Annotated in this window: 16 protein-coding genes; 8 read left to right on the top strand and 8 right to left on the bottom strand. The window is 63.8% G+C overall.

Going from position 1 to position 21974, the window contains the following annotated elements; genetic code table 11:
* Window positions 1–54 precede the first annotated feature (54 nt).
* Entirely contained in the window at window positions 55–1617 is a 1563-nt protein-coding gene (locus NCS67_RS18515) for an MFS transporter (RefSeq protein WP_250436050.1), read from the bottom strand.
* A gap of 143 nt (window positions 1618–1760) precedes the next feature.
* Between NCS67_RS18515 and NCS67_RS18520 the strand changes: the two genes are divergently transcribed.
* Window positions 1761–2480, top strand: a complete 720-nt coding sequence (locus NCS67_RS18520; protein ID WP_250436052.1) for a hypothetical protein — start codon at window positions 1761–1763, stop codon at window positions 2478–2480.
* On the opposite strand, the gene NCS67_RS18525 is transcribed toward NCS67_RS18520, so the two are convergent.
* Both NCS67_RS18525 and NCS67_RS18530 read right to left on the bottom strand, forming a co-directional pair.
* Entirely contained in the window at window positions 2416–3594 is a 1179-nt protein-coding gene (locus NCS67_RS18525; RefSeq protein ID WP_250436055.1) for a porin, read from the bottom strand. The genes NCS67_RS18520 and NCS67_RS18525 overlap by 65 nt on opposite strands.
* A gap of 117 nt (window positions 3595–3711) precedes the next feature.
* The gene (locus NCS67_RS18530) at window positions 3712–4119 is read right to left on the bottom strand and encodes a hypothetical protein (protein ID WP_250436057.1); all 408 of its coding nucleotides are present in this window, start codon (window positions 4117–4119) and stop codon (window positions 3712–3714) included.
* Between the two features lie 267 nt (window positions 4120–4386).
* Here NCS67_RS18530 and NCS67_RS18535 point away from each other — a divergent pair, with 267 nt between their 5' ends.
* Together NCS67_RS18535 and NCS67_RS18540 are read left to right on the top strand one after the other, a co-directional pair.
* Window positions 4387–4644, top strand: a complete 258-nt coding sequence (locus NCS67_RS18535) for a hypothetical protein (protein WP_033536715.1) — start codon at window positions 4387–4389, stop codon at window positions 4642–4644.
* 76 nt (window positions 4645–4720) lie between these two features.
* A complete protein-coding gene (locus tag NCS67_RS18540; RefSeq protein ID WP_250436058.1) occupies window positions 4721–7117 on the top strand; it encodes a phosphoketolase family protein in 2397 nt (798 codons plus the stop codon).
* 1 nt (window position 7118) lies between these two features.
* Here NCS67_RS18540 and NCS67_RS18545 read toward each other — a convergent pair whose 3' ends face one another.
* Both NCS67_RS18545 and NCS67_RS18550 read right to left on the bottom strand, forming a co-directional pair.
* Complete coding sequence (locus NCS67_RS18545) at window positions 7119–9425, bottom strand: mechanosensitive ion channel family protein (protein WP_250436060.1); 2307 nt, start codon at window positions 9423–9425, stop codon at window positions 7119–7121.
* 96 nt (window positions 9426–9521) lie between these two features.
* Window positions 9522–10145 (bottom strand): TetR/AcrR family transcriptional regulator, encoded by a 624-nt coding sequence (locus NCS67_RS18550; protein WP_008352853.1) that lies wholly within the window; start codon window positions 10143–10145, stop codon window positions 9522–9524.
* A 272-nt stretch (window positions 10146–10417) separates the two neighbouring features.
* On the opposite strand from NCS67_RS18550, the gene NCS67_RS18555 reads away from it, so the two are divergent.
* From NCS67_RS18555 to NCS67_RS18565, 3 genes are read left to right on the top strand one after another with little or no spacing between them, the layout of a single operon-like run.
* Complete coding sequence (locus NCS67_RS18555; protein WP_250436062.1) at window positions 10418–11539, top strand: efflux RND transporter periplasmic adaptor subunit; 1122 nt, start codon at window positions 10418–10420, stop codon at window positions 11537–11539.
* Entirely contained in the window at window positions 11536–14658 is a 3123-nt protein-coding gene (locus NCS67_RS18560) for an efflux RND transporter permease subunit (protein WP_250436063.1), read from the top strand. Before NCS67_RS18555 ends, NCS67_RS18560 begins: the two co-directional genes overlap by 4 nt.
* Window positions 14655–16190 carry an efflux transporter outer membrane subunit gene (locus tag NCS67_RS18565; RefSeq protein WP_250436064.1) on the top strand — a complete coding sequence of 512 codons (1536 nt, stop codon included), beginning with the start codon at window positions 14655–14657 and terminating at the stop codon, window positions 16188–16190. Before NCS67_RS18560 ends, NCS67_RS18565 begins: the two co-directional genes overlap by 4 nt.
* Here the strand turns inward: NCS67_RS18565 and NCS67_RS18570 are convergent.
* The 3 genes from NCS67_RS18570 to NCS67_RS18580 all read right to left on the bottom strand — a co-directional run bounded on the left by NCS67_RS18570 (window position 16115) and on the right by NCS67_RS18580 (window position 19194).
* Window positions 16115–17407 carry a chloride channel protein gene (locus tag NCS67_RS18570; protein ID WP_250436065.1) on the bottom strand — a complete coding sequence of 431 codons (1293 nt, stop codon included), beginning with the start codon at window positions 17405–17407 and terminating at the stop codon, window positions 16115–16117. The genes NCS67_RS18565 and NCS67_RS18570 overlap by 76 nt on opposite strands.
* Before the next feature lie 90 nt (window positions 17408–17497).
* Window positions 17498–18499, bottom strand: coding sequence for a sulfate ABC transporter substrate-binding protein (locus NCS67_RS18575; protein WP_250436066.1), 1002 nt, complete (start codon window positions 18497–18499; stop codon window positions 17498–17500).
* A 95-nt stretch (window positions 18500–18594) separates the two neighbouring features.
* Window positions 18595–19194 (bottom strand): RBBP9/YdeN family alpha/beta hydrolase, encoded by a 600-nt coding sequence (locus NCS67_RS18580; RefSeq protein ID WP_250436067.1) that lies wholly within the window; start codon window positions 19192–19194, stop codon window positions 18595–18597.
* Between the two features lie 159 nt (window positions 19195–19353).
* Between NCS67_RS18580 and NCS67_RS18585 the strand changes: the two genes are divergently transcribed.
* Both NCS67_RS18585 and NCS67_RS18590 read left to right on the top strand, forming a co-directional pair.
* The gene (locus tag NCS67_RS18585) at window positions 19354–20160 is read left to right on the top strand and encodes a GntR family transcriptional regulator (protein ID WP_250436068.1); all 807 of its coding nucleotides are present in this window, start codon (window positions 19354–19356) and stop codon (window positions 20158–20160) included.
* A 68-nt stretch (window positions 20161–20228) separates the two neighbouring features.
* Window positions 20229–21965, top strand: coding sequence for a fumarate reductase/succinate dehydrogenase flavoprotein subunit (locus NCS67_RS18590; protein WP_250436069.1), 1737 nt, complete (start codon window positions 20229–20231; stop codon window positions 21963–21965).
* The last annotated feature ends 9 nt before the right edge of the window (window positions 21966–21974 follow it).

Below are 21974 nucleotides of genomic sequence, written 5' to 3' on the forward strand. Positions count from 1 at the left end.
CCCAGCGGTACTTTCGAATCCCGATGTCCGGTTCAGCGCCGGCATCGGGTTTTTTCATTTGCGGCGCTGGATCGTCGCAGCCGCCGCGCCCGCCGCCGCAAACGCGCACGCGGCGGAGAGCGCGGCGACGGCGCGCAACGCATCGGCGATGGCATCGGCTTGCGCGCGGGCGAGCGGCGCCGATGACGCTTCGGACGTCGGCTGGGCGTCCAGCGCGCGCATGCTGTCGCGCGGTACATGCAGCCGATCGAGCCGCGCCCACAAAGCCGCGTCGTGCGACCACACGAACACGATGCCGAGCACCGCGATCGCGAGCAGGCTCGCCACGCGCGCGACCGCGTTGTTGATGCCCGACGCGATGCCCGCGCGCTCGCTTCCCGCCGATGCCATCACGGTCGTCGTCAGCGGCGCGACGGTGATCGTCATGCCGAGCCCGAGCACGACGAGCGCTGGCAGAAAGCCCATCCAGTAGCTGCCCGCGACGAACGGCAGCGCGAGCATCGCGAAGCCCAGACCCGCCACGCACGGACCGGCGATCAGGAGCGCACGCGCGCCGAAGCGGCTCGTCAGCCCGCCCGTGAAACGCGACAGCAAACCGATGATGAGCGGCATCGGCAACACCGCCGCGCCCGCTTCCGTCGCGGTGAAACCGTATGCGCGAATCAGCGTGTACGGCAGGAAAAACAGCACGCCGCCGAGCCCGAAGTACAGCAGCAGCGTGACGATATTCGCGCCGCTGAAATCGCGCGAACGGAAGATGTCGAGCGGGACCATCGGATCGCGCGATTTGGCTTCGATCGCGATGAACGCGGCGAGCAGCACGATGCCCGCGCCGATCATCCCGAGCACGAGCGGATAGGCGAAACCGCGCGACGGCGCTTCCGTGAGACCGTAGGTCAGCATCGCGAGGCCCGCTGCCGTGCTCGCCGCGCCGGGCCAGTCGAGGGTTGGCGGCGCGTCGGCGTCGTGGCTGTCGGGCACGGAAGCCATCGCCAGCGCGATCGTCGCGGCCGCGAGCGGCACGTTGAGGAAAAAAATCGCGCGCCACGAAAATGCATCGACGAGCCAGCCGCCCGCCGCCGGACCGACCGACGACGTGATCGCGCCGACGCCCGCCCACGTGCCGATCGCGCGCCCGCGCGCCTCGCCGTCGAACACCGCGCCGATGATCGCAAGGCTGCCCGGCACGAGCAGCGCCGCGCCGATGCCCTGCAATGCGCGCGCCGCGATCAGCCAGCCCGTGCCCGGCGCGAAGCCGCACGCCGCCGACGCGACCGTGAAGATTGCGACGCCCGCGGCGAACACTTTGCGCCGTCCGAGCTTGTCGCCCATCGCGCCGCCGACCAGCACGAGCGCGCCCAGAAGCAGCAGATACGCGTTGACGACCCACTGCATCGCCGCAATGCTCGCGCCGAGCTCGCTCTGGATCGACGGCAGCGCGACGTTGACGACCGAGCCGTCGATGAACGCCATGCTCGATCCGAGAATCGTCGCGGACAGCGCGAGGCGCTTGCGATGGCACGGCTGATCGGCGGCGACGGGTTGCGCGCGGATCGCGAGTTCGTCGCAAGGACTCGCGGGCGAGGCGACGGCGTGCACGCGTTGCGGGTTGTTCAATGGCGCTCCTGGTCGACGAATCCGCGGATAGAAGAGGCTAACCGGTTCTGCATTTTCACGCCCGCGACGTGGTTGGCACGCTCGCGCGCACGCCCCGGCCCGGCGGGTTAAGCTAATTGCTTCACTCGCATCGGGATGCCGCCATGAGTCGAACAGACGGAGTCGCGCAAAGCCGATGGCTCGTGGATGCGCGCGAGGAAATCGCCGCCGCGCTTCGGACTTCCGACGAAGCCTGGCTTCACGACATGAGCATGCGCTGGGGTTGCCGTCTCGCGATGCTCGTCGCGGATTTCGGCGTGCGCGTGATGCTGCGTGAGGAAGGCGTCGTCATGAAGCTCGAGCCGCCGCCGGAGGTCGACAGCGCGCTCATCGAGTTCTGCGAAGGGAAGGCCGATTCGCTCGCGCGCGCCGCGTGGATCAAGCTGTCGAAGTTCGAAGAGCACGCGATCGCCGTGCTCGAAGCGAGCGCGCTCATTCAGGGCGATGCGCAATGCACCGCCTGCCGCGAAACGATTCTCGCGTGGCGTCAGATGCTCATCGCCGCGAACGAGTGGCCGCGCGAGGAAGCCGATCCGTACATCAGCCACGCCTGCCGGCCGATATTGAAGCAGTTCATGAATCTCGCGTCGTGCGCGACGGACGGGCATCAGTTCGAGCTCGCGCGCGCAGGCGATTACGAAGAGACATGGCGCGAGTTCGAGAACTTCTGTTCCGATGAAGTTGCGCCGCCCGTGACCGGCTGGGGCCGCAAGTATCGGCATCGGGCAAACGCATTGCCGATGCCTCGTGCGTTCCAAGTCAGAACCGATGCCGCAAGCCGACCGTCGCTTCGACCTGATTGCTCGTCGACGATGGCGCCGTGAGGCCGTTGATCCACGCCACACCCAATGGCGAATTGGCGCTGGCGCTCACGCCTTGCCATACGCCCTGGATGTAGACATCGGTGCGCCGCGAGAAGGCATAGCCGGCCATCGCGCTGACCTGATTCCAGTGCGGATTGCCCGCGCCCGCGAGCCCGCCCGCGCGCGAATACGTGTACGCGGCCGAAAGTTCGACGGCGGGCGTCAGCGCGTAGCGCACGTTGCCTTCGAAGTTCTGGACATGCGTCGAAGAGCCGGTCTGGAACAGCTCCGTCAGATTCGTCTGCGTATAGACGAGGCCCGCCACCGCCAGGCCGATCGCGTAGCTCACGCCCGCGCCCCACGTCTGCTGACGGCCCGCCAGCGCGCCTAGCGGAACGGCCGTCGTCGTGAGCACGCCCTGTAGCGAAGAGCCGGTCGTATCGGTGACGGCGCCGTTGGTGTTCAGCTGCCCCGGCGTCGCGGCGTCGCTGTTCAATTGCAGGAAGCCCGCGCCGAAACTAAGCGGTCCCCACATATACGACATGCCGAAGCTATACGCACGATTGTTCGAAAATCCGCCGGCCTGGTTCGAGAAACCATATAACGCACCGAGCTTGAATCCCGCGAAATCCGGGCTCTGATACTTCACGGCGTTGTTGATCTGGAACGAATCGTTGAGGTTATCGATATCGAATGGATGTGCGAAATGCGTGCCGCCATACTCCGTGCCCGTCAATGATAGTGGCGCGACGAAATCGACCATGTCGTCAGTCTGACGGCCGAACGTGATAACGCCGTAATCGCGGCTCGACAAGCCGACATACGCCTGCCGGTTGAAGAGGCGGTTATTCACCGACGATTGTCCATTGTTCAGATTGAAGCCGCTTTCCAGATTGAAGATAGCTTTCAATCCCCCGCCGAGATCTTCAGCGCCGCGCAAGCCCCATCGGCTGTATTGGACTGGGCCGCTTTTAAGTTCCCAATTGCTGTGGCCGCCGCCGGTCGGCGTGATCTGATTGTTCGAATACGTGATGCCGGCGTCGATGAGGCCGTAGAGCGTCACGCTGCTTTGCGCGTGGGCCGCGCCCGCGCAAGCGATCATCGTGGCCGCACCGCTCATAAGCAACTTTTTCATTTGCCGAGGCTCCATCGATGTCGGGTAAAGACACGCATGCCTCATCCACTTTATGCGACCGAAACGATAACCGGCAACCTGAAAATATCGCGCGCGAGCACGGGCTCGGGCGTTCGCTTAAAAGTCGTGGCGCACCGAGAATGTCATGCCCTTTTCATGCTCGTGATTCACGCCGAGCTGCGGATTGGCAGAGAAATGCCAATCGTCCGTGTCGTTCGTGATGTCGTCGCGCGGCTGCACCCGAACGGGCGCCGAATTGGGCGATAGCGGCAAGGGATAAGCCCGCGCGAGCTGGCTCAGATCGGGATGAACATTTCTTTCGTACTTCGACAATGCGATGGCGTCGAGCGCGTCCATCGTGCCCTTGAATGCATATCGCGGATGACGAGGCCCGACGCGAGACACGCTTTCGGTCGAGACAATGGCTGGCGCGGGAAAGAACAGCACATTCGCCGCCACGCGCTGATTGGGAATCAGGCGAGCCTGTTCGCTGGCTGATGCGAAGCTGCCGACAACGAAAACCATGATGCCGGCGACCCAATACCTTCGGATAAGACGTGTCATCGAATGCCCGAAAGACGCTACGGTCGAATGAAATTCAGCGCTCTTAAATCATTTTAATTCATTTGGCGGTGCGTTTCCTGACGATGACGCCATCGAATCGTAATCACGAATTGTGCAACGAATCGAAATGTGATTCTCGAATTGCATGACGGGTTTCACAACTCTGCGCGCAGCATCTATCTTGAAGAGCGGATCGACTCCGTTCACGCATCTTCCGGAGACCACATCATGTTTGCGCGCAAGCTCCGACTCATTGCCTTGTCCACTGCAATACTCGTCTGCGCCATACCGAATGCCTCTTTCGCAACGGAACAGGCACAACAACGCCGCGCGGGACGCGACGTCCGCCAGGACACGCGACAGCACGCACGCCATACGAAACAGGATTGCCGCGCGGCGAATCAGCAATCGAACGCGAGTTGCCGTCACGACAAACGCGACACGAAGCAACAGGGACGACAGGCAGCACGCAATATCAAGTATTGATGTGCGGGACAGGTTGTTTCCTGTCTATCGCATTCCCGCAATCGCCGATGAACGTTCAATGAAAGGAGACCTCGTGATGAGCAAGCACTCCAGAAATGGCGCGTCGCATTCTTCTGCTCTCGAAGGCGATGAACTTCGCCTCGTCGATGCGTGGTGGCGCGCGTGCAATTATCTTTCGGCAGGCATGATCTTTCTCGCCGATAACCCGCTGCTACGCGAACCGCTGAAGGCCGAACACGTCAAACACCGGCTGCTCGGGCACTGGGGCGCGAGTCCCGCACTGTCGTTCGTATGGGCGCATCTGAACCGCGTCATCAGGCGCGACGACATCGACGTGATCTTCATGGCCGGCCCCGGTCACGGCGCGCCCGGCGTGCTCGGTCCCGCGTATCTCGAAGGCACGTATTCGGAGGTCTATCCGGACAAGAGCGAAGATGCCGAAGGCATGCAGAAGTTCTTCAAGCAGTTTTCCTTTCCGGGGCATATCGGCTCGCATGTGACGCCCGAAACGCCGGGATCGATCCATGAAGGCGGCGAACTCGGCTATAGCCTTTCGCACGCTTATGGCGCGGCACTGGACAATCCGGAGTTGATCGTCGCGTGCGTCGTCGGCGACGGCGAAGCGGAAACCGGTCCGCTCGCAACGGCGTGGCACTCGAACAAGTTCATCAATCCCGCGCGCGATGGCGGGGTGCTGCCGATCCTCAATCTCAACGGCTATAAGATCGCGAATCCGACGATCCTCGCGCGCATCGGTCATGACGAGCTGGAGGCCTTGTTCGTCGGTTATGGTTATCGGCCTTATTTCGTCGAGGGATCGGATCACAACGAGATGCATAAGAAGATGGCGGAAACGCTCGATGCCGCGACCGCCGACATCCGCGCGATCTGGGACAAGGCGCGCAACGATGGCCATGTGAAACGGCCGCGCTGGCCGATGATCGTTCTGCGCACGCCGAAAGGCTGGACCGGTCCGAAGGAAATCAACGGACATAAGGTCGAAGGTTCATGGCGCGCCCATCAGGTGCCGTTCTCCGACGTGCATAACAATCCCGCAAATCTCGCCGTGCTCGAACGCTGGATGCAAAGCTATAAGCCCGAAGAACTCTTCGATGAAACCGGCCGCCTGCGTGAAGAGATCAGATCGATAGCGCCCGTTGGCACACGGCGCATGAGCGCGAATCCGCATGCGAATGGCGGCACGTTGCGCAAGGAACTCAAGCTGCCCGATTTCCGCGACTATGCCGTCGATGTCGGTCAGGCCGGCAAGCTCCTGCACGAAAATACCCGTCCGCTCGGCGCATTCCTGCGCGACGTCATGCGCTGCAACATGGACCGGTTCCGCGTGTTCGGCCCCGATGAAACGGCCTCGAATCGGCTTCAGGCGATCTATGAAGTCAGCAAGAAAGTCTGGATGGCCGACCTTCTGCCCGAAGACGAAGACGGCGGGGAGTTGTCCCGCGACGGCCGCGTGATGGAAATGCTTTCCGAGCACACATTGCTCGGCTGGCTCGAAGGTTATCTGCTTTCAGGGCGGCACGGTTTCTTCCACACGTACGAAGCGTTCGCGCATGTCATCGATTCGATGTTCAATCAACATGCGAAGTGGCTCGACATCTGCAAGAACCATGTGCCCTGGCGCGCATCGGTTTCGTCGGAAACGATTCTGCTTTCATCGACGGTATGGCGGCAGGATCACAACGGCTTCTCGCATCAGGACCCGGGCTTCATCGATCTCGTCACGAACAAGAGCCCTTCGGTCACGCGCGTGTATCTGCCGCCCGATGCCAACACACTGCTCGTCGTGGCCGATCAATGTCTGCGCTCGACCGACTGCATCAACATCATCGTCGCGGACAAGCAGAAGCATCTGCAATTCGCGACCATCGACGAGGCGATCGTTCATTGCGCCAAAGGCATCGGCATATGGCGGCGCGCGAGCACCGATGAAGGCGAGGAGCCCGACGTCGTGCTCGCCTCTTGCGGCGATGTCGCGACGCAAGAAGCGCTAGCCGCCGCGGCGATCCTGCGCGAGCAGTTGCCCGAATTGAAATTGCGCTTCGTGAACGTAGTCGATCTCTTCAAGATGCAGCCCGACACCGAGCATCCGCACGGATCGAGCGCGCGTGAATTCGATAGCCTCTTCACGCTCGACAAGCCTGTGATCTTCAACTTCCACGGTTATCCGTGGCTGATTCACAAGCTCGCTTATCGCTTTCACAATCACGAGAATCTGCACGTTCGCGGCTATAAGGAAAAAGGCAACATCAACACGCCGCTCGAACTGGCGATACTCAATCAGGTCGATCGTTTCAATCTCGTCATCGATGTGCTCGATCGCGTGCCGCGCCTCCAGGCAAGGACCGCGCACTTGAGGGAGGACATGAAGAACGCGATCATCCGTCACCTCGATTACGCGCATACGCACGGCACCGACAAGCCGGAAATCGCCGACTGGGTATGGCCCTTCTGAATCACGGAGATTCCTTGAGCACGCGAAGTTCCGGCTGCACGGCGCCATCCGCTGCATGCCGGGTCTGAGCCTGCGAGCGTTCGTCGCTCTCCTTCGATGTCTGGATGTGCATCTGCGGCAACATCATCTCGATGCCCGCTTCATCCATCTTGAGTTTGAGCCTCGCATTGAAGGCGCGCGCGACGCTCCATTGCTGGAGCGGTTTCGTCTTGATCTGCCCTTTCACGACGATGCAGTTCGACTCGAAGCGATCGAGTCCCCACACTTCGACCGGCCCGATTATTTCGTTGCGAAAGCGAAAGTCGGCCATCATGTCGGCGCCCACTTCGTTGATCATGCGCGTGATGTCGTCGAGCTTCGCCGAGAACGGCACGCGCACTTCGAACACGGCATTCGCGAAATCGCGCGACAGGTTCTTCACGATCTTGATCTGCGAAAACGGAATCGTGTGAACCGCGCCTTGTCCGTCGCGCAGGCGCACCGTGCGGATCGTCAGGTCCATCACGGTGCCCGCGTGTCCGCCGTCTATGTCGATCCAGTCGCCGACCGAAATCGTCTCCTCGACGATGATGAACAGCCCCGTGATCAGATCGGTGACGAGCGATTTCGCGCCGAAGCCGACCGCCAGGCCGATCACGCCGGCGCCCGCGAGCAGCGGCGTCAGGTTGATGCCGAGACTCGCGCACGCGACGATGGCCGCGAGGCTCGCGACCGTCACGAAGATGCCATTGCGCACGAGCGGCAACATCGTGCGGGCGCGCACGCCGGGACTCAGCGCCTTGTTGCGCGAACTGTTCTGGCCGAGCGCTTCGAGTATCACGGTATCGAGCACGATCCAGATGAACCACGCGCCGAACACCGTCGCGACGACCGCGATCAGCGCGTGCCTGAAGCCGGGCGTCATCGCGCTGTGCCTGATGAGCCGCGCGATCGGTCCGCTCCATAGCTCGAGCTCGAAGCGCAGATAAGCCAGCCAGATCAACAATACGATCAGCGTGCATCCGAAGCGCAACAGGCGCGTGAGATGCGGCGCGCGGCGCTGCGCGCGCGTGTCGCGCCGGCGCGTCAAATGCAGCAGCAGCGCGGACGCGAACAGCGTAAGCACGAGCAGCGCCGCGCTCAATAACGACGGCCGCAGCACGTCGCCTTCCGCGCCGCGCCCGTCGATGATCGCGACCACCGATGCCACCGCGATCAGCAGTATCGGGATATGCCATAGCGACGCGAGGATATCGAGCGCTTCCGTCGCGAACTGATGATCGCGCCTGCGCGCATACGGCCGATTGCGGATCAGATGCGTCACGGGCCGCCGGTAAGCGAGCGCGAAATAGCCGCACAGCAACGCGGCGGCGAGCCCCGCGAAGGTCGAGATGATGCCCGCGAGATTGGGGCCGAGCTGCCGCGTGACATCGGCGTTGGCGGTGGCATCGCCGAGCGCGCCGCATGCGCCGATCGCAAAGAGCGGCCAGAGCGTGCGCGTCAGCAGTTGCTGCACGGCCACGCGCCGATGCGCCGTGCTGAACACCGAAAACACGATCATGCAGATGGCAGAGAAGATCGAGCCCGCGACAATCGCATAAGCAATGACGAGCCCGAGCGTGCGGCCTAGCGCATCGGGCATCGCGCGCACGAAGAGCAGCACCGCGATGAACGCGACGACCCACGGCCCCGTCTGACGCAGCGCGAACGCGAGCAATTGCGTCGATGTCGGATTCGGCGCGAGCGCGACGTCGCGGCCATAGCGCGCGAAGATGCGCCGCTGCACGCGGATCAGCAAGAACGCGCACAGGCCCCATCCCGCGAGCGTCGCGCCCATGCCGCTGACGATCCTGCCGAACGATTCGCCTTTCGCGCCCGTGACGACGGCCTGCAATTCGCCCGCGGCCGCACTGCCGCGCGCGGTCCAAAAACGCATCGGCGTGAGCCCTTCGCTGAGATTCGTTTCGACCGATGCAATGCCCGATGCGATCGCGCCAAGAAGATCGGCATTGGCGGGCGCGGGCGTGGCGGGCGCGGCGCTCTGAGTCGCATCGCGTAACGCTTTCAATTGCGTGACGAGCGCGCTGCGTTGCGCGTCGTTGTCGAGCGTGCCGATGAGGCTGTTCAGCGAACGCACCATTTCGGCCTGACTCGCGGACGACGGCGCGGACGCCGCGGTCGCATCGGCGGGCGTCTGCGGCGCGATGAACTTCTGCATCGCACCGGTCAGCGGCGCGGCCATCGCCGGAAACACGCACGCACATCCGATCAAGACACCGAGTGCCATCAGGACACGCCTCGCATCGATGCGCCGCGTGAATGCGCTCATGGAGTCGCCCTCCAGGATCATCGCCGTTGCGCGAGATCGCGAACGGCTCTCGCGCAAAGATTAGCGTATCGAATTCAGGCGTGCCATCAGGCTGTCCTATTCGGCGGCGCCGCTCAGCACGACACGCCGGAAGAATTGCGCGAGGACGTCCTCGGCGAATTGCGCCGGCACCGACTGCGGGTCCGACGAATAGAAGAACTGCACGCCGTCGCACAGCGCGATGAGGCCGAGCGCCATCTGTTCGGGCGGCATGGTGAGCGGCGTGCCCACGCGTTCGGAAAAAGCGCGGATGTAATCGGTCGTGGTCTGACGCAGTTCGCGCATCAGCGCATTGAAGCTCGCGCGGAACCTCGCGTCGCGGCTCGCGTGCAGCTTCGCTTCGACCCACAGAAGAAAGCACGCGTTGTTCTGATAGCACTCGCTGTAGTACTGCAGCACGCGCGCTTCCATGTCGGCGCGCGACGCCTCGCCATCTTCGAAAATCGTGGAGAGGCGCTGCATGATCGTGTCGTGATCGCGCTTGAGCACTTCGAGCAGCAACTCGGCCTTGCTAGAAAAGTTCGAATAGAACGCACCGCGCGTGTAGCCCGCGTCGGCGGCTACATCTTCGACGCTCGATGCGCCGAATCCTTTCTTCGTGAAAACCGCTTGCGCAGCGTCGAGCAGACGCTGGCGCGTCTGGTCACGGCTCTGCTCGCGGGTGAGACGGACTGGTTTCATGCGCGCAGTGTAGCACCGCAGGGCTTACGAATCCGTCTTTGCATTCAGATACAAGTGTGTATTAGAATTCACTTCGTATCTGCGTCCGGGTCGTCGAAACCCTTGCCGGACGGGGCTTTCAGGTCGATGCATCAATCCGCCCCATTCAGGCTCGTTTCTCGAAATTGCTGCCGGACAGCCCCGGACAACCCATTTCCCCTGCTTTGCCCACGAGCGGCGCGTCACGTCTTCGCGGCGCGCGGCACCATGCCCTTGCGGGCGCCGAGGTTCCTGTGAAGCTCTTGCACTCACCCGCGTCGGTCGTGGCGCGCGCGGCATTCGTCCCGATCGTCTGTGTTGCGCTCGTCGCCTGCAAGCGGCATGAAGCGCCTGCGCCCGCACCGCGTCCGGTCGTCGCCGTCGCGGCACAAGCCGACGGCCACGCGACCGCGTCGAGCCTGCCCGGTCAGGTGCAATCGCGTTATTCGACGCCGCTCTCGTTTCGCATCAACGGCAAGATTCTCGAACGGCGCGTGCGCCTCGGCGATAGCGTGAAGGCGGAGCAAGTCGTCGCCCGGCTCGATCCCGCCGATGCCGAGAAGAACAGCGCCAGCGCCCGCGCGCAGCTCGATGCGGCCGAGCATCAGCTCGTCTATGCAAAGCAGCAACTCGATCGCGATCGCGCGCAGGCCGCCGAAAATCTCATCGCGCCCGCGCAGCTCGAACAGACGCAGAACGCGTATGCGTCGGCGCTCGCGCAGCGCAATCAGGCGCAGCAGCAAGCGGGGCTCTCCGCCGATCAACTGCGCTACGCGACGCTCGCCGCCGATCACGCGGGCGTCATCACCGCAGAGCAAGCCGACACCGGCCAGAACGTCACGGCAGGCCAGGCCGTTTATACGCTTGCATGGAGCGGCGATATCGACGTGATCTGCGACGTGCCCGAAGCCGCGCTCGCCGCGTTCGCCGTCGGACGCGAAGCGAACGTGAAGCTCGCGGCACTGCCCGGCAAGACCTTCAAGGCGCGCGTGCGCGAACTGTCGCCCGCCGCCGACACGCAAAGCCGCACCTGGCGCGCGAAGCTCACGCTCGAAGCGCCGACGCCCGATGTGCGGCTCGGCATGACGGCGGACATCGCGTTCGCGGCAGCCAGCGACGCGAAAGGCGCGTTCACGATTCCATCGACGGCGCTCTTTCACGACAACGGCCATCCCGCCGTGTGGATCGTGAAGCAACCGGGCGATGCGCTCGAACTGCGGCGCGTCGAAGTCGCGCGCTATGGCGAGCGCACGGTGACGCTCGCGGGCGGCATCGCGGCGGGCGAGCGCATCGTGTGGCAAGGCGTGCATACGGTGTCCGCGGGCGAGAAAGTGCGCGTCGTCGCGCCGCTGCATCCCGAGGACTTCGCGTCATGAGCGATACACGCGAAGACAACGACGCCTATCGCCACGAAGAAGGCCGCTTCAATCTCTCCGCGTGGGCGCTGCGGCATCGCGCGCTCGTCGTGTTTCTCATCGCGATGGCGACGATCTTCGGCATCCTCGCGTACACGCGGCTCGCGCAGTCGGAAGACCCGCCTTTCACGTTCCGCGTGATGGTGATCCGCACGTTCTGGCCCGGCGCGACCGCGCGACAGGTGCAGGAGGAAGTGACCGACCGCATCGCGCGCAAGCTGCAGGAAACGCCCTACACGGATTTCATGCGCAGCTATTCGCGTCCCGGCGAATCGCTGATCTTCTTTCAGATGAAAGATTCCGCGCCCGCGAAAGACGTGCCCGAGGAGTGGTATCAGATCCGCAAGAAAGTGGGCGATATCGCCGCGACCTTGCCGCCCGGCACCCAAGGCCCTTTCTTCAACGACGAGTTCGGCGATGTCTACACCAACATCTACGCGCTCGAAGGCGACGGCTTCTCGCCCGCGCAACTGCACGATTACGCCGATTCGCTGCGCACGGTTCTGTTGCGCGTGCCGGGCGTCGCGAAAGTCGATTACTTCAGCGATCAGGAAGAGCGCATCTATGTCGAGATCCCCAATACGACGCTCACGCGTCTGAACATCTCGCCGCAGCAGATCGCGCAGGCCATCGACGGACAGAACGCCGTGTCGAGCGCGGGCGTGCTGACCACGCCGAACGATCGCGTATTCGTGCGTCCGAGCGGCCAGTTCAAGAGCGTGGACGCGCTCGCCGATACGCTCATCAACGTGAACGGGCGTTCGTTCCGGCTCGGCGATATCGCGACGGTCAAGCGCGGCTACATCGATCCGCCCGTCACGCAGATGCGTTCGGCGGGCGTGCCCGTGCTCGGCATCGGCATCACGATGCAGCCGGGCGAAGACGTCGTGCGTCTCGGCAAATCGCTCGATGAAACGATGATCAAGTTGCGTGCGCAACTACCCGCGGGTTTGAAGCTGACGGAGGTGTCGAGCATGCCGCGAGCGGTCTCGCATTCCGTCGACGACTTTCTCGAAGCGGTCGCCGAAGCGGTCATCATCGTGCTGATCGTGAGCCTCGTATCGCTCGGCGTGCGAACGGGCATGGTCGTCGTGATCTCGATTCCCATCGTGCTCGCCGTCACCGCGCTCTTCATGTATTTCTTCGATATCGGCTTGCACAAGGTTTCGCTCGGCACGCTGATTCTCGCATTGGGTCTGCTCGTCGACGACGCGATCATCGCCGTCGAGATGATGGCCGTGAAGCTCGAACAAGGCTGGAACCGCACGCGCGCCGCCGCGTTCGCCTACACGAGCACGGCGTTTCCCATGCTGACCGGCACGCTCGTCACCGTCGCGGGCTTTCTGCCGATCGCGCTCGCGAAGTCGAGTACCGGCGAGTACACGCGTTCGATCTTCGAAGTATCGGCGATCGCGTTGATCGCATCGTGGCTCGCGGCGGTCGTGCTGATTCCGCTGCTCGGCTACAAGCTGCTTCCCGAGCGCAAGAAAGAAGCGCATCTGCCCGACGATCACGAACACGATATCTACGACACGAAGTTCTACGGGCGCCTGCGCCGATGGGTCGGCTGGTGCGTGAAGCGGCGCTTCGTCGTGCTCGCAGTCACGGTCGTGCTCTTCGTCATCGCGATGGCCGGCTTCACGCTCGTGCCGCAGCAGTTCTTCCCGAGCTCGGATCGACCCGAACTTCTGATCGACGTGAGATTGCAGGAAGGCGCATCGTTCGAAGCGACCTTGCGCGAAGCGAAGCGTCTCGAAGAAGCGTTGAAGGGCCGCGATGAAATCGATCATGTGGTGAGCTTCGTCGGCACCGGCGCGCCGCGTTTTTATCTGCCGCTCGATCAGCAATTGCCGACGCCCAACTTCGCGCAGTTCGTCGTCACCGCGAAGTCGGTCGAAGCGCGCGAGCAGCTCGCGCGCTGGCTCGATCCGATGTTGCGCGAGCGCTTCCCCGCCGTGCGTACGCGCCTGTCGCGTCTGGAGAATGGTCCGCCTGTCGGCTATCCGGTGCAGTTTCGCGTGAGCGGCGACGATATCGGCACGGTGCGTCATATCGCGGAACAAGTAGCCGCCGACATGCGCGCCGACTCCCGCACGACGAATGTGCAGTTCGACTGGGACGAGCCATCGGAGCGCTCGGTGCGCTTCGAGATCGATCAACAGAAGGCGCGCGATGCGGGCGTCACGTCGCAGGACATATCGAGCTTTCTCGCGATGACGCTGACCGGCACGACCGTCACGCAGTATCGCGAGCGCGACAAGCTCATCAGCGTCGACTTGCGCGCGCCGCGCGCCGAGCGTGTGGATCCTTCGCGGCTCGCGACGATCGCGATGCCGACGCCGCACGGACCGGTGCCGCTGGGGGCGCTCGGCCGCGTCGTCGATACGCTCGAATACGGCGTGATCTGGGAACGCGACCGCCAGCCGACCATCACCGTGCAATCGGATGTGAAGGGCGACGCGCAAGGCATCGACGTGACGCACGCCATCGACGAGAAGCTCGACGAGATTCGCCGCGCGTTGCCCGTGGGTTATCGCGTGGAAGTGGGCGGATCGGTGGAGGAAAGCGGCAAGGGTCAGGCGTCGATCAACGCGCAGATGCCGGTGATGGTGATCGTGGTGCTCACGCTGCTGATGATTCAATTGCAGAGCTTCTCGCGCGTGATGATGGTCGTGCTCACCGCGCCGCTCGGACTCATCGGCGTGGTCGTCACGCTGCTCGCATTCGGCAAGCCGTTCGGCTTCGTCGCGATGCTCGGCGTCATAGCGATGTTCGGCATAATCATGCGCAACTCGGTGATTCTCGTCGATCAGATCGAGCAGGACATCGCGTCGGGGCACAAGCGATTCGATGCGATCATCGGCGCGACGGTGCGGCGCTTCCGCCCTATCACGCTGACCGCAGCCGCCGCCGTGCTCGCGCTGATTCCGCTTCTGCGCAGCAACTTCTTCGGCCCGATGGCCACCGCGCTCATGGGCGGCATCACGAGCGCGACCGTGCTCACGCTTTTCTATCTGCCCGCGCTCTATGCCGCGTGGTTTCGCGTGAAGCTCGACGAACGCGAAGGAGCATCGTCATGAATCGCCGGCTATTGATGACTTGCGCGTGCGTCGCGTTGAATGCGTGCGCGCTCGGCCCCGATGGCAAGCCCCCCGCGATGCCGCAGCCCGCGCATTACGGCGCCGAAACGCAAGTGCAGGCGAGCGTGAGCGCAGAAGGCGCGTCACAACGTTTCGATGTGGGCGCGAAGCCCGTGCCCGAATGGTGGAAGCGCTATCGGTCGGATACGCTGAATGCACTCGTCGATGAAGGCTTGCGCGCGAGCCCGAATCTCGCGGCAGCCGACAAGAGCCTCGTCGCGGCGCGCGAACAGTTGCGCGCGCAAGTGGGTTCGTCGCTGTTGCCGCAGATCGATGCGGGCGGACAAGCGACGCGGCAACGCGGCTTCGGCATTCCGCAGGGCGGCCCGCCGACCGTGCTCTACAACTTCTTCGTCGGGCAGATTCAGGCGCAATACACGTTCGATCTCTTCGGCGCGGCGCGCTATGCGAATGCATCGCTTGCCGCGCAGGTCGACCAACAGGCCTTTGAACTCGATGCCGCGCGCCGTGCGCTTGCTGCGAACATCGTGACGGGTGCGATCGGCGCGGCCGCGTTGCATGCGCAGATCGACGTGACGACGCGTCTCGTCGCGCTAGCCAACGACGACGCGCACGATGCCGAACGCCGCTACGCGCTCGGCTCCGCATCGCGCGCCGACATGCTCGCCGCACAGCAGAACGCGGCGTCGCTCGCATCGCAATTGCCGGGCTTGCGCGCGCAATGGCTTGCGACCCGCCACGCGCTCGCCGTCCTGCTCGGACGCACGCCCGATCAGGCGCCCGACGATCTCGATCTCGCGAGCCTCGCCGTGCCGTCCGATGTGCCGGTCGTGCTGCCGTCGGAATTGCTGCAGACGCGCCCCGATATCCAGGCCGCCGATTCGGCGTTGAAGGCGTCGGCGGCGCAAGTCGGCGTCGCAACGGCGCAGTTGTTTCCGAGCTTGTCGATATCGGCATCGATGGGCAAAGGCGGCTTCGACTGGCCGACCGCGCTCTCGGGCGCGGGCGCGTTGTGGAGCGTGGGCGCATCCCTGTCGCAGCCGATCTTTCATGGCGGCGCGCTGCTCGCGCAACGGCGCGCGGCCATCGCCACGTATGAGGCCGCCGTCGCGCAGTACAAGCAGACCGTGCTCGCGGCGTTTCAGAACGTCGCGAACACGCTGGCGTCGCTCGAAACCGACAGCGAAACGCTCGCCTTCGCGGATCGCGCGAGCAACGCGGCACGCGATGCATCGGCGGATGCGGCTGCGCGCGTGCGTCTCGGCGCGATCCCGCCTCGCGCGGCGCGCGGCAGCGAGCAGCAGTATCTCAACGCGCGGCTTGCGACGATCCGCGCGAGCAGCGCGCGTCTGAGCGATACCGCCGCGCTCTTTCAGGCGATGGGTTCGCCGGTTGCGCCGGAAGCATCGGTCGTGCAAACGCGATGTTCGGACGATCAGTCGGAGAGACCTCGCAACGTTTGCTGCGGCGCGGCCGAAGGCGCGGGCGAACGTTGCGCGAGCCAGCGATAGGTGAGCGTCGCGCCCGCTATCGCAATCGCCGACGGAATCAGGAAGTCGTGATCGAAACGCGTGAATTCGAGCATCAGCACGAGCGCGGTCAGCGGCATCTGCATCGCCGCGCCGAGAAACGCACCCGCGCCGATGACCGCGAACGCGCCGAGCGGCGTGCCCGGCCAGATGCCGTTCCACAGACTGCCGAGCACGATGGCGAGCAGCGCGCCGTTGGTGAGGCCCGGCGTGAGCAGGCCGCCTTGCGCGCCCGCGCGCAGCGAGCTCACTTCGATCGTTACCTTCAGGACGAGCAGCACGCCCGCGAGCGCGAAGCTCACGTGATCTTCGAAGGAAAGACCGGCCGGACCTTTGCCGTTTCCCGCGAGCTGCGGGTAATACATGACCAGCGCGCCGACTAGCGCGAAATTCGCGATCGTCAGCACAGGCAACGTCTTGCCGCGTGGCGCGTTTTCGCGTGCGGCGCTCGTGAGCTTCGCGAAAAGACGCGCGGCCGCCCCGAAAACCGGCGCCATGACAACGGCCCACGCGAGCAGTTGCGCGTTCAGCGTGAAGTCTGGCAGATGGTACTGATGCCCGTCGCCGAGCCCGATCCACGCGACCATTGCCGCGATCGACGACGTCACGAACGCCGCCGCGATGATCGCGCCATCGAACGTGCAGAGCAGCACTTCCAGCACGAACACGGCGCCGCCGAGCGGCACGTTATAGACGGCGGCAAGCCCCGCGCCTGCGCCGCACGCGACCATGATGCGCGATTGCGCGGGCGTGAGTCCCGCGTAGTGCGCGAGCCAGCCGGACCATAACGCGCCGATTTCACGCGGCGCGACTTCGCGGCCGAGCGGCGAGCCCATCGCGACCGTGAAGATCTGCAGGAGCGCATGCGCGATCGTGCTGCCGGGCGGCATGCGCGGATCGTCGGCCTTGACGGCCTTCGCGATGCTGACGAGCGGTTTGCCGAAGCGATGCACGCACCACCAGCCGACGCCCGCGACGACACCGCAAAGCGTCAGCACGATGAAGCGCCGCGCGGGCGACGCAGCCGATATGCCTTCGAGAAAGCTTTCGCCGCTGGTGAACGCATCGAGGCTGTAGCCGAACGCGACGTGCTGGATCAGATGCAGCAAGAGCGCCAGCGACATGCCGCCGAGACCCGCGCCCAGACCGACGAGCACGGTAACGACGATGAGCTTCGCGCTTGCGTTCGACGAGGGCATCGCAGTCACCGTTGGGGAAAACGTACAGCTTAATCCCAACTTCGCCCGTTGCTCTTCGCGCTGCGCACGCAGTTTCGAATACGAACGATGCTAGTTCTTGTCCGCCACGACCTGATCGAACGTGCCGCCATCGGCGAAATGCGTCTGCTGCGCCTTCTGCCAGCTTCCGAACATCTGCTCGACGGTGAAGGTTTTCAGCGGCTTGAACTCGCTCGCGTGTTTTGCAAGCACGTCGGCGTTGCGCGGACGCAGATGATGCTGCGCGATGATTTCCTGCGCGGCAGGCGTGAACAGAAAGTCGAGATACGCCTGCGCTTCCTTGCGCGTGCCGCGCTTGTCCACGACCTTGTCGACGATCGACACAGGCGGTTCCGCGAGCAGACTCACCGACGGATACACCGCCTCGAAGTCCTTCGCGCCCGGTCCCGCGCTCATCAGGCCGACTTCGTTCTCGAAGGTGACGAGCACATCGCCGATGCCGCGCTGCGTGAAGGTCGTCGTCGCGCCGCGCCCGCCCGTATCGAGCACGGGCACGTTCTTGAAGACGGCTTTCTCGAAGTCTTGCGCCTGCGCGTCGCTTGCGCCTTGCTGCTTCTTGAAGCCCCATGCCGCGAGATACGCATAGCGTCCGTTGCCCGATGTCTTCGGATTCGCAATCACCACTTGCACGCCGGGCCGCGCGAGATCGCTCCAGTCCTTGATGTTCTTCGGATTGCCCTTGTGGACGAGGAAAACCATCGTCGTCGTGTAGGGCGCGCTCGCGTCCGGCAGACGGCTGCGCCAGTTCGCGGGCACGAGCTGACCGCGCTCCGCGAGCAAGTCGATGTCGTTGGGTTGATTCATCGTGACGACATCGGCCTGCAAACCTTGCGTCACCGACAACGCCTGCGCGCTCGATGCGCCATGCGACTGCCGCACCGATACCGTCGCGTCCGACTTCTTTTTGTAGTCCGCGACGAAGGCCGCGTCGATATCCTTGTACAGCTCGCGCGTCACGTCATACGAGACGTTGAGCAGCGTCGTGTCCGCATGCGCGATGCTCGCCGCGATGCCGAGTGCAACCGTAACGATCAGCTTCTTGTGAACTGCCATTTTCTCTCCAGAGACAAGGGGGTTGTCTACCGCACAACAGACAAAGGCCGCCCGAGGGCGGCCATGCATACATTGAACGAATTCAGACAGCGGGGTCAACCATACGCGCGCTGTTCCTCCTCTTCGTATTCGGGCGACGCGCGGCGGGCGAGCGTTTCGACGAAATGCTTCGCGAGCGGCCACGGCCCGAATCCCGCCGATGTATTGATATGCCCCGCATCGCCGAGATTGACGAACGCGCTGTTCCAGCGCTGCGCGAGCGTGCGCGCGTCGTCGAGCGGCATCCACGGATCGGTCTCGCTGCCGACGACGAGCGACAGCGTATCGAGCCTGCGCGCATTGAACGCGCCCGCGAAACGGAACTTCGCCGGGCTCGCGGGCGCGACGAACAGCACGCCCTTCACGTTCGGCAAGTATGCGTGACTCAGCGCATGTCCCGTGGCAAGACAGCCGAAGCTATGCGCCGCGATGACGACAGGACCGTCGATGCCCGCGAGGACGTCGAGGACGGCATCGCTCCAGATCGCGAGATTCGGCGTGCTCCAGTCGCGTTGCTCGACGCGCCGCGTGCCGGGCATCTCGCGTTCGAGCCAACTCTGCCAGTGCGCGTCCTCGCTGCCGTGCAAGCCGGGCACCGTGACGAGCGTGACCGCGTTTCCTGCGTTTCGTGCATCGGGCGCGTTACGATGATTCATCTTCGATCCTCGCTGGACTCGAACTGGACAGGTTCCATTCTCGTGCAGCGCGCAGCGGGCGCTAACCAATATTTCGTCATTTGTTTATGGCGATGCCGCCGGGCCGCGCCGCTATAATCGCAGCTCGAAGCGCCCGCCTTCCTTCCCCTTCCCGCTCTCATGCCGACCCGTCGCCCTTCCGTTTCGCTCGATTCGCACGTACCGCTCTACACGCAGATCAAGGACGTGCTGCGCTCCGGCATTCTCGATGGCCGCTATCCGCCGATGAGCCGCATGCCCTCGGAAAGCGAGCTGATGACGATGTTCGACGTGAGCCGCATCACGATCCGCCAGGCGCTCGGCGACCTGCAAAAGGAAGGGTTGATCTTCAAGGTCCACGGCAAGGGCTCGTTCGTATCGCAACCGAAGGCGTTCCAGAACGTGACGTCGCTGCAGGGTTTCGCCGAGGCGATGTCGGAGAGCGGACACGAGATCATCAATCGCGTCGTGCAGATGCGCGTCGTGGCCGCGCCGCCCGAAGTCGCCGCGCAACTCGCGCTTGCCGAAGGCAGCAGCGTCGCCGAGATTCATCGCGTGCGCCTGCTCAATCGCGCGCCCGTTTCGTACGAAGTGACGTTCCTGCCCGAAGCCATCGGCAAACGCCTGAAGCGCGCGGAGCTCGCCACGCGCGATATCTTCCTGATGCTCGAAAACGACTGCGCCGTGCCGCTCGGTCACGCCGATCTGGCGATCGACGCCATCGCCGCCGCGCCCGACATCGCGGATGCGCTCGACGTGAAAAAAGGCGCACCGCTTCTGCGCATCGAGCGCCTCACGCACGATGCCGGCGGCAAGCCCATCGACTTCGAATACCTCTATTTCCGAGGCGATACGTTCCAGTATCGGCTGCGCATCGATCGCGAACGGACCTCGCCCGCCGCATCGCGCGTTATTCGAAGCAGGCACAAGCAAAGCAAAAACAATTGATTCCCTCGCGGTTCGCGCACTTCTAGAATCTGGTCCTGACTTGTCATAACAAGCGGCGAAATCAGATCATGCAGACCCACGAACTCGAATACGACATCGTCGTCGTTGGCGGCGGCACGGCTGGGCCGATGGCCGCCGTCAAGGCGAAACAGCGCGACCCGAATCTGCGCGTGCTGCTCATCGACAAGGCGCACGTGAAGCGCAGCGGCGCGATCTCGATGGGCATGGACGGCCTGAACAACGCGATCATTCCCGGCCACGCGACGCCCGAGCAGTACACGAAGGAAATCACCGTGGCCAACGACGGCATCGTCAATCAGGCCACGATTTATGCGTATGCGCGCCACAGCTTCACGACCATCGAGGAGCTCGATCGCTGGGGCGTGAAGTTCGAGAAGGACCATACCGGCGACTATGCCGTGCGCAAGGTGCATCACATGGGCGCGTATGTCTTGCCGATGCCCGAAGGTCACGACGTAAAGAAGGTGCTGTACCGGCAATTGAAGCGTGCGCGCGTGGAGATCACGAATCGCGTCGTCGCCACGCGTCTTTTGAATGGCCCGAATGGCGAGATCGCGGGCGTCATGGGCTTCGATTGCCGCACCGCCGACTTCTACGTGATCCGCGCGAAAGCGGTCATTCTCTGCTGCGGCGCGGCCGGCAGATTGGGCCTGCCCGCATCGGGCTATCTGATGGGCACGTACGAGAATCCGACCAACGCCGGCGACGGTTACGCGATGGCGTACCACGCAGGCGCGGAACTCGCCAATCTCGAATGCTTCCAGATCAATCCGCTCATCAAGGATTACAACGGCCCGGCATGCGCGTATGTGACGGGACCGCTCGGCGGTTATACGGCGAACGGCAAGGGCGAGCGCTTCATCGAATGCGATTACTGGAGCGGGCAAATGATGTGGGAGTTCTATCAGGAACTCCAGAGCGGCAACGGGCCGGTGTTTCTCAAGCTCGATCATCTCGCGGAAGAAACGATTCAAACGATCGAAACGATCCTGCACACCAACGAGCGGCCGAGCCGTGGGCGCTTTCATGCGCGGCGCGGTAACGACTATCGCTCGCGCATGATCGAGATGCACATCTCGGAGATCGGCTTGTGCAGCGGACACAGCGCATCGGGCGTATGGGTCGACGAGCACGCGCGCACTTCGGTGCAAGGGCTTTACGCGGCGGGCGACATGGCCGCCGTGCCGCACAACTACATGCTCGGCGCGTTCACTTACGGATGGTTCGCCGGTGAAGATGCCGCCGCGCATGTCGCCGGCCGCGCGCTGCCCGCGCTCGACGCATCGCAGATCGAACATGAGCGTGCCCGCATCTTTGCGCCGCTGTCGCGCGAACATGGCCTGCCGCCCGCGCAAGTCGAATACAAGCTGCGCCGCTTCGTGAACGACTATCTACAGCCGCCGAAAGTCACGCGTCGCATGGAGATCGGCCTGCAACGCTTCGCGGAGATTCGCGAGGACATCGAGCGTCTCGGCGCCGCCGATCCACACGAGCTGATGCGCGCCGCTGAAGTCGCCGCGATCCTCGATTGCGCGGAAATGGCCGCGCGCGCGTCGCTGTATCGCACGGAGAGCCGCTGGGGCCTTTATCACCATCGCGTCGATTTTCCTGAGCGCAACGATGACGAATGGTTCTGCCACGCGCATCTGAAGAAGGACGCATCGGGACGCATGACGTCCTTCAAGAAACCCGTGGAACCGTACGTGGTTCCCGTCGACGAGTCCGAGCGCGGCGCGTATTCGCGTCTGCGCGTGGCTCGCACGTCGCAGCCCGTCGCTGCATAGGAGAGAGAA

The sequence above is a fragment of the Caballeronia sp. ATUFL_F2_KS9A genome, from assembly GCF_023630765.1.
GTDB classification, from domain to species: Bacteria; Pseudomonadota; Gammaproteobacteria; order Burkholderiales; family Burkholderiaceae; genus Caballeronia; species Caballeronia zhejiangensis.

What these genes read in the sequence shown, in the direction of transcription:
- NCS67_RS18520 (WP_250436052.1), top strand. Translation starts at nt 1,761, where the DNA reads ATGAGTCGAACAGACGGAGTCGCGCAAAGCCGATGGCTCGTGGATGCG.
- NCS67_RS18525 (WP_250436055.1), bottom strand. Translation starts at nt 3,594, where the DNA reads ATGAAAAAGTTGCTTATGAGCGGTGCGGCCACGATGATCGCTTGCGCG.
- NCS67_RS18530 (WP_250436057.1), bottom strand. Translation starts at nt 4,119, where the DNA reads ATGGTTTTCGTTGTCGGCAGCTTCGCATCAGCCAGCGAACAGGCTCGC.
- NCS67_RS18535 (WP_033536715.1), top strand. Translation starts at nt 4,387, where the DNA reads ATGTTTGCGCGCAAGCTCCGACTCATTGCCTTGTCCACTGCAATACTC.
- NCS67_RS18540 (WP_250436058.1), top strand. Translation starts at nt 4,721, where the DNA reads ATGAGCAAGCACTCCAGAAATGGCGCGTCGCATTCTTCTGCTCTCGAA.
- NCS67_RS18545 (WP_250436060.1), bottom strand. Translation starts at nt 9,425, where the DNA reads ATGAGCGCATTCACGCGGCGCATCGATGCGAGGCGTGTCCTGATGGCA.
- NCS67_RS18550 (WP_008352853.1), bottom strand. Translation starts at nt 10,145, where the DNA reads ATGAAACCAGTCCGTCTCACCCGCGAGCAGAGCCGTGACCAGACGCGC.
- NCS67_RS18560 (WP_250436063.1), top strand. Translation starts at nt 11,536, where the DNA reads ATGAGCGATACACGCGAAGACAACGACGCCTATCGCCACGAAGAAGGC.
- NCS67_RS18565 (WP_250436064.1), top strand. Translation starts at nt 14,655, where the DNA reads ATGAATCGCCGGCTATTGATGACTTGCGCGTGCGTCGCGTTGAATGCG.
- NCS67_RS18570 (WP_250436065.1), bottom strand. Translation starts at nt 17,407, where the DNA reads ATGCCCTCGTCGAACGCAAGCGCGAAGCTCATCGTCGTTACCGTGCTC.
- NCS67_RS18575 (WP_250436066.1), bottom strand. Translation starts at nt 18,499, where the DNA reads ATGGCAGTTCACAAGAAGCTGATCGTTACGGTTGCACTCGGCATCGCG.
- NCS67_RS18580 (WP_250436067.1), bottom strand. Translation starts at nt 19,194, where the DNA reads ATGAATCATCGTAACGCGCCCGATGCACGAAACGCAGGAAACGCGGTC.
- NCS67_RS18585 (WP_250436068.1), top strand. Translation starts at nt 19,354, where the DNA reads ATGCCGACCCGTCGCCCTTCCGTTTCGCTCGATTCGCACGTACCGCTC.
- NCS67_RS18590 (WP_250436069.1), top strand. Translation starts at nt 20,229, where the DNA reads ATGCAGACCCACGAACTCGAATACGACATCGTCGTCGTTGGCGGCGGC.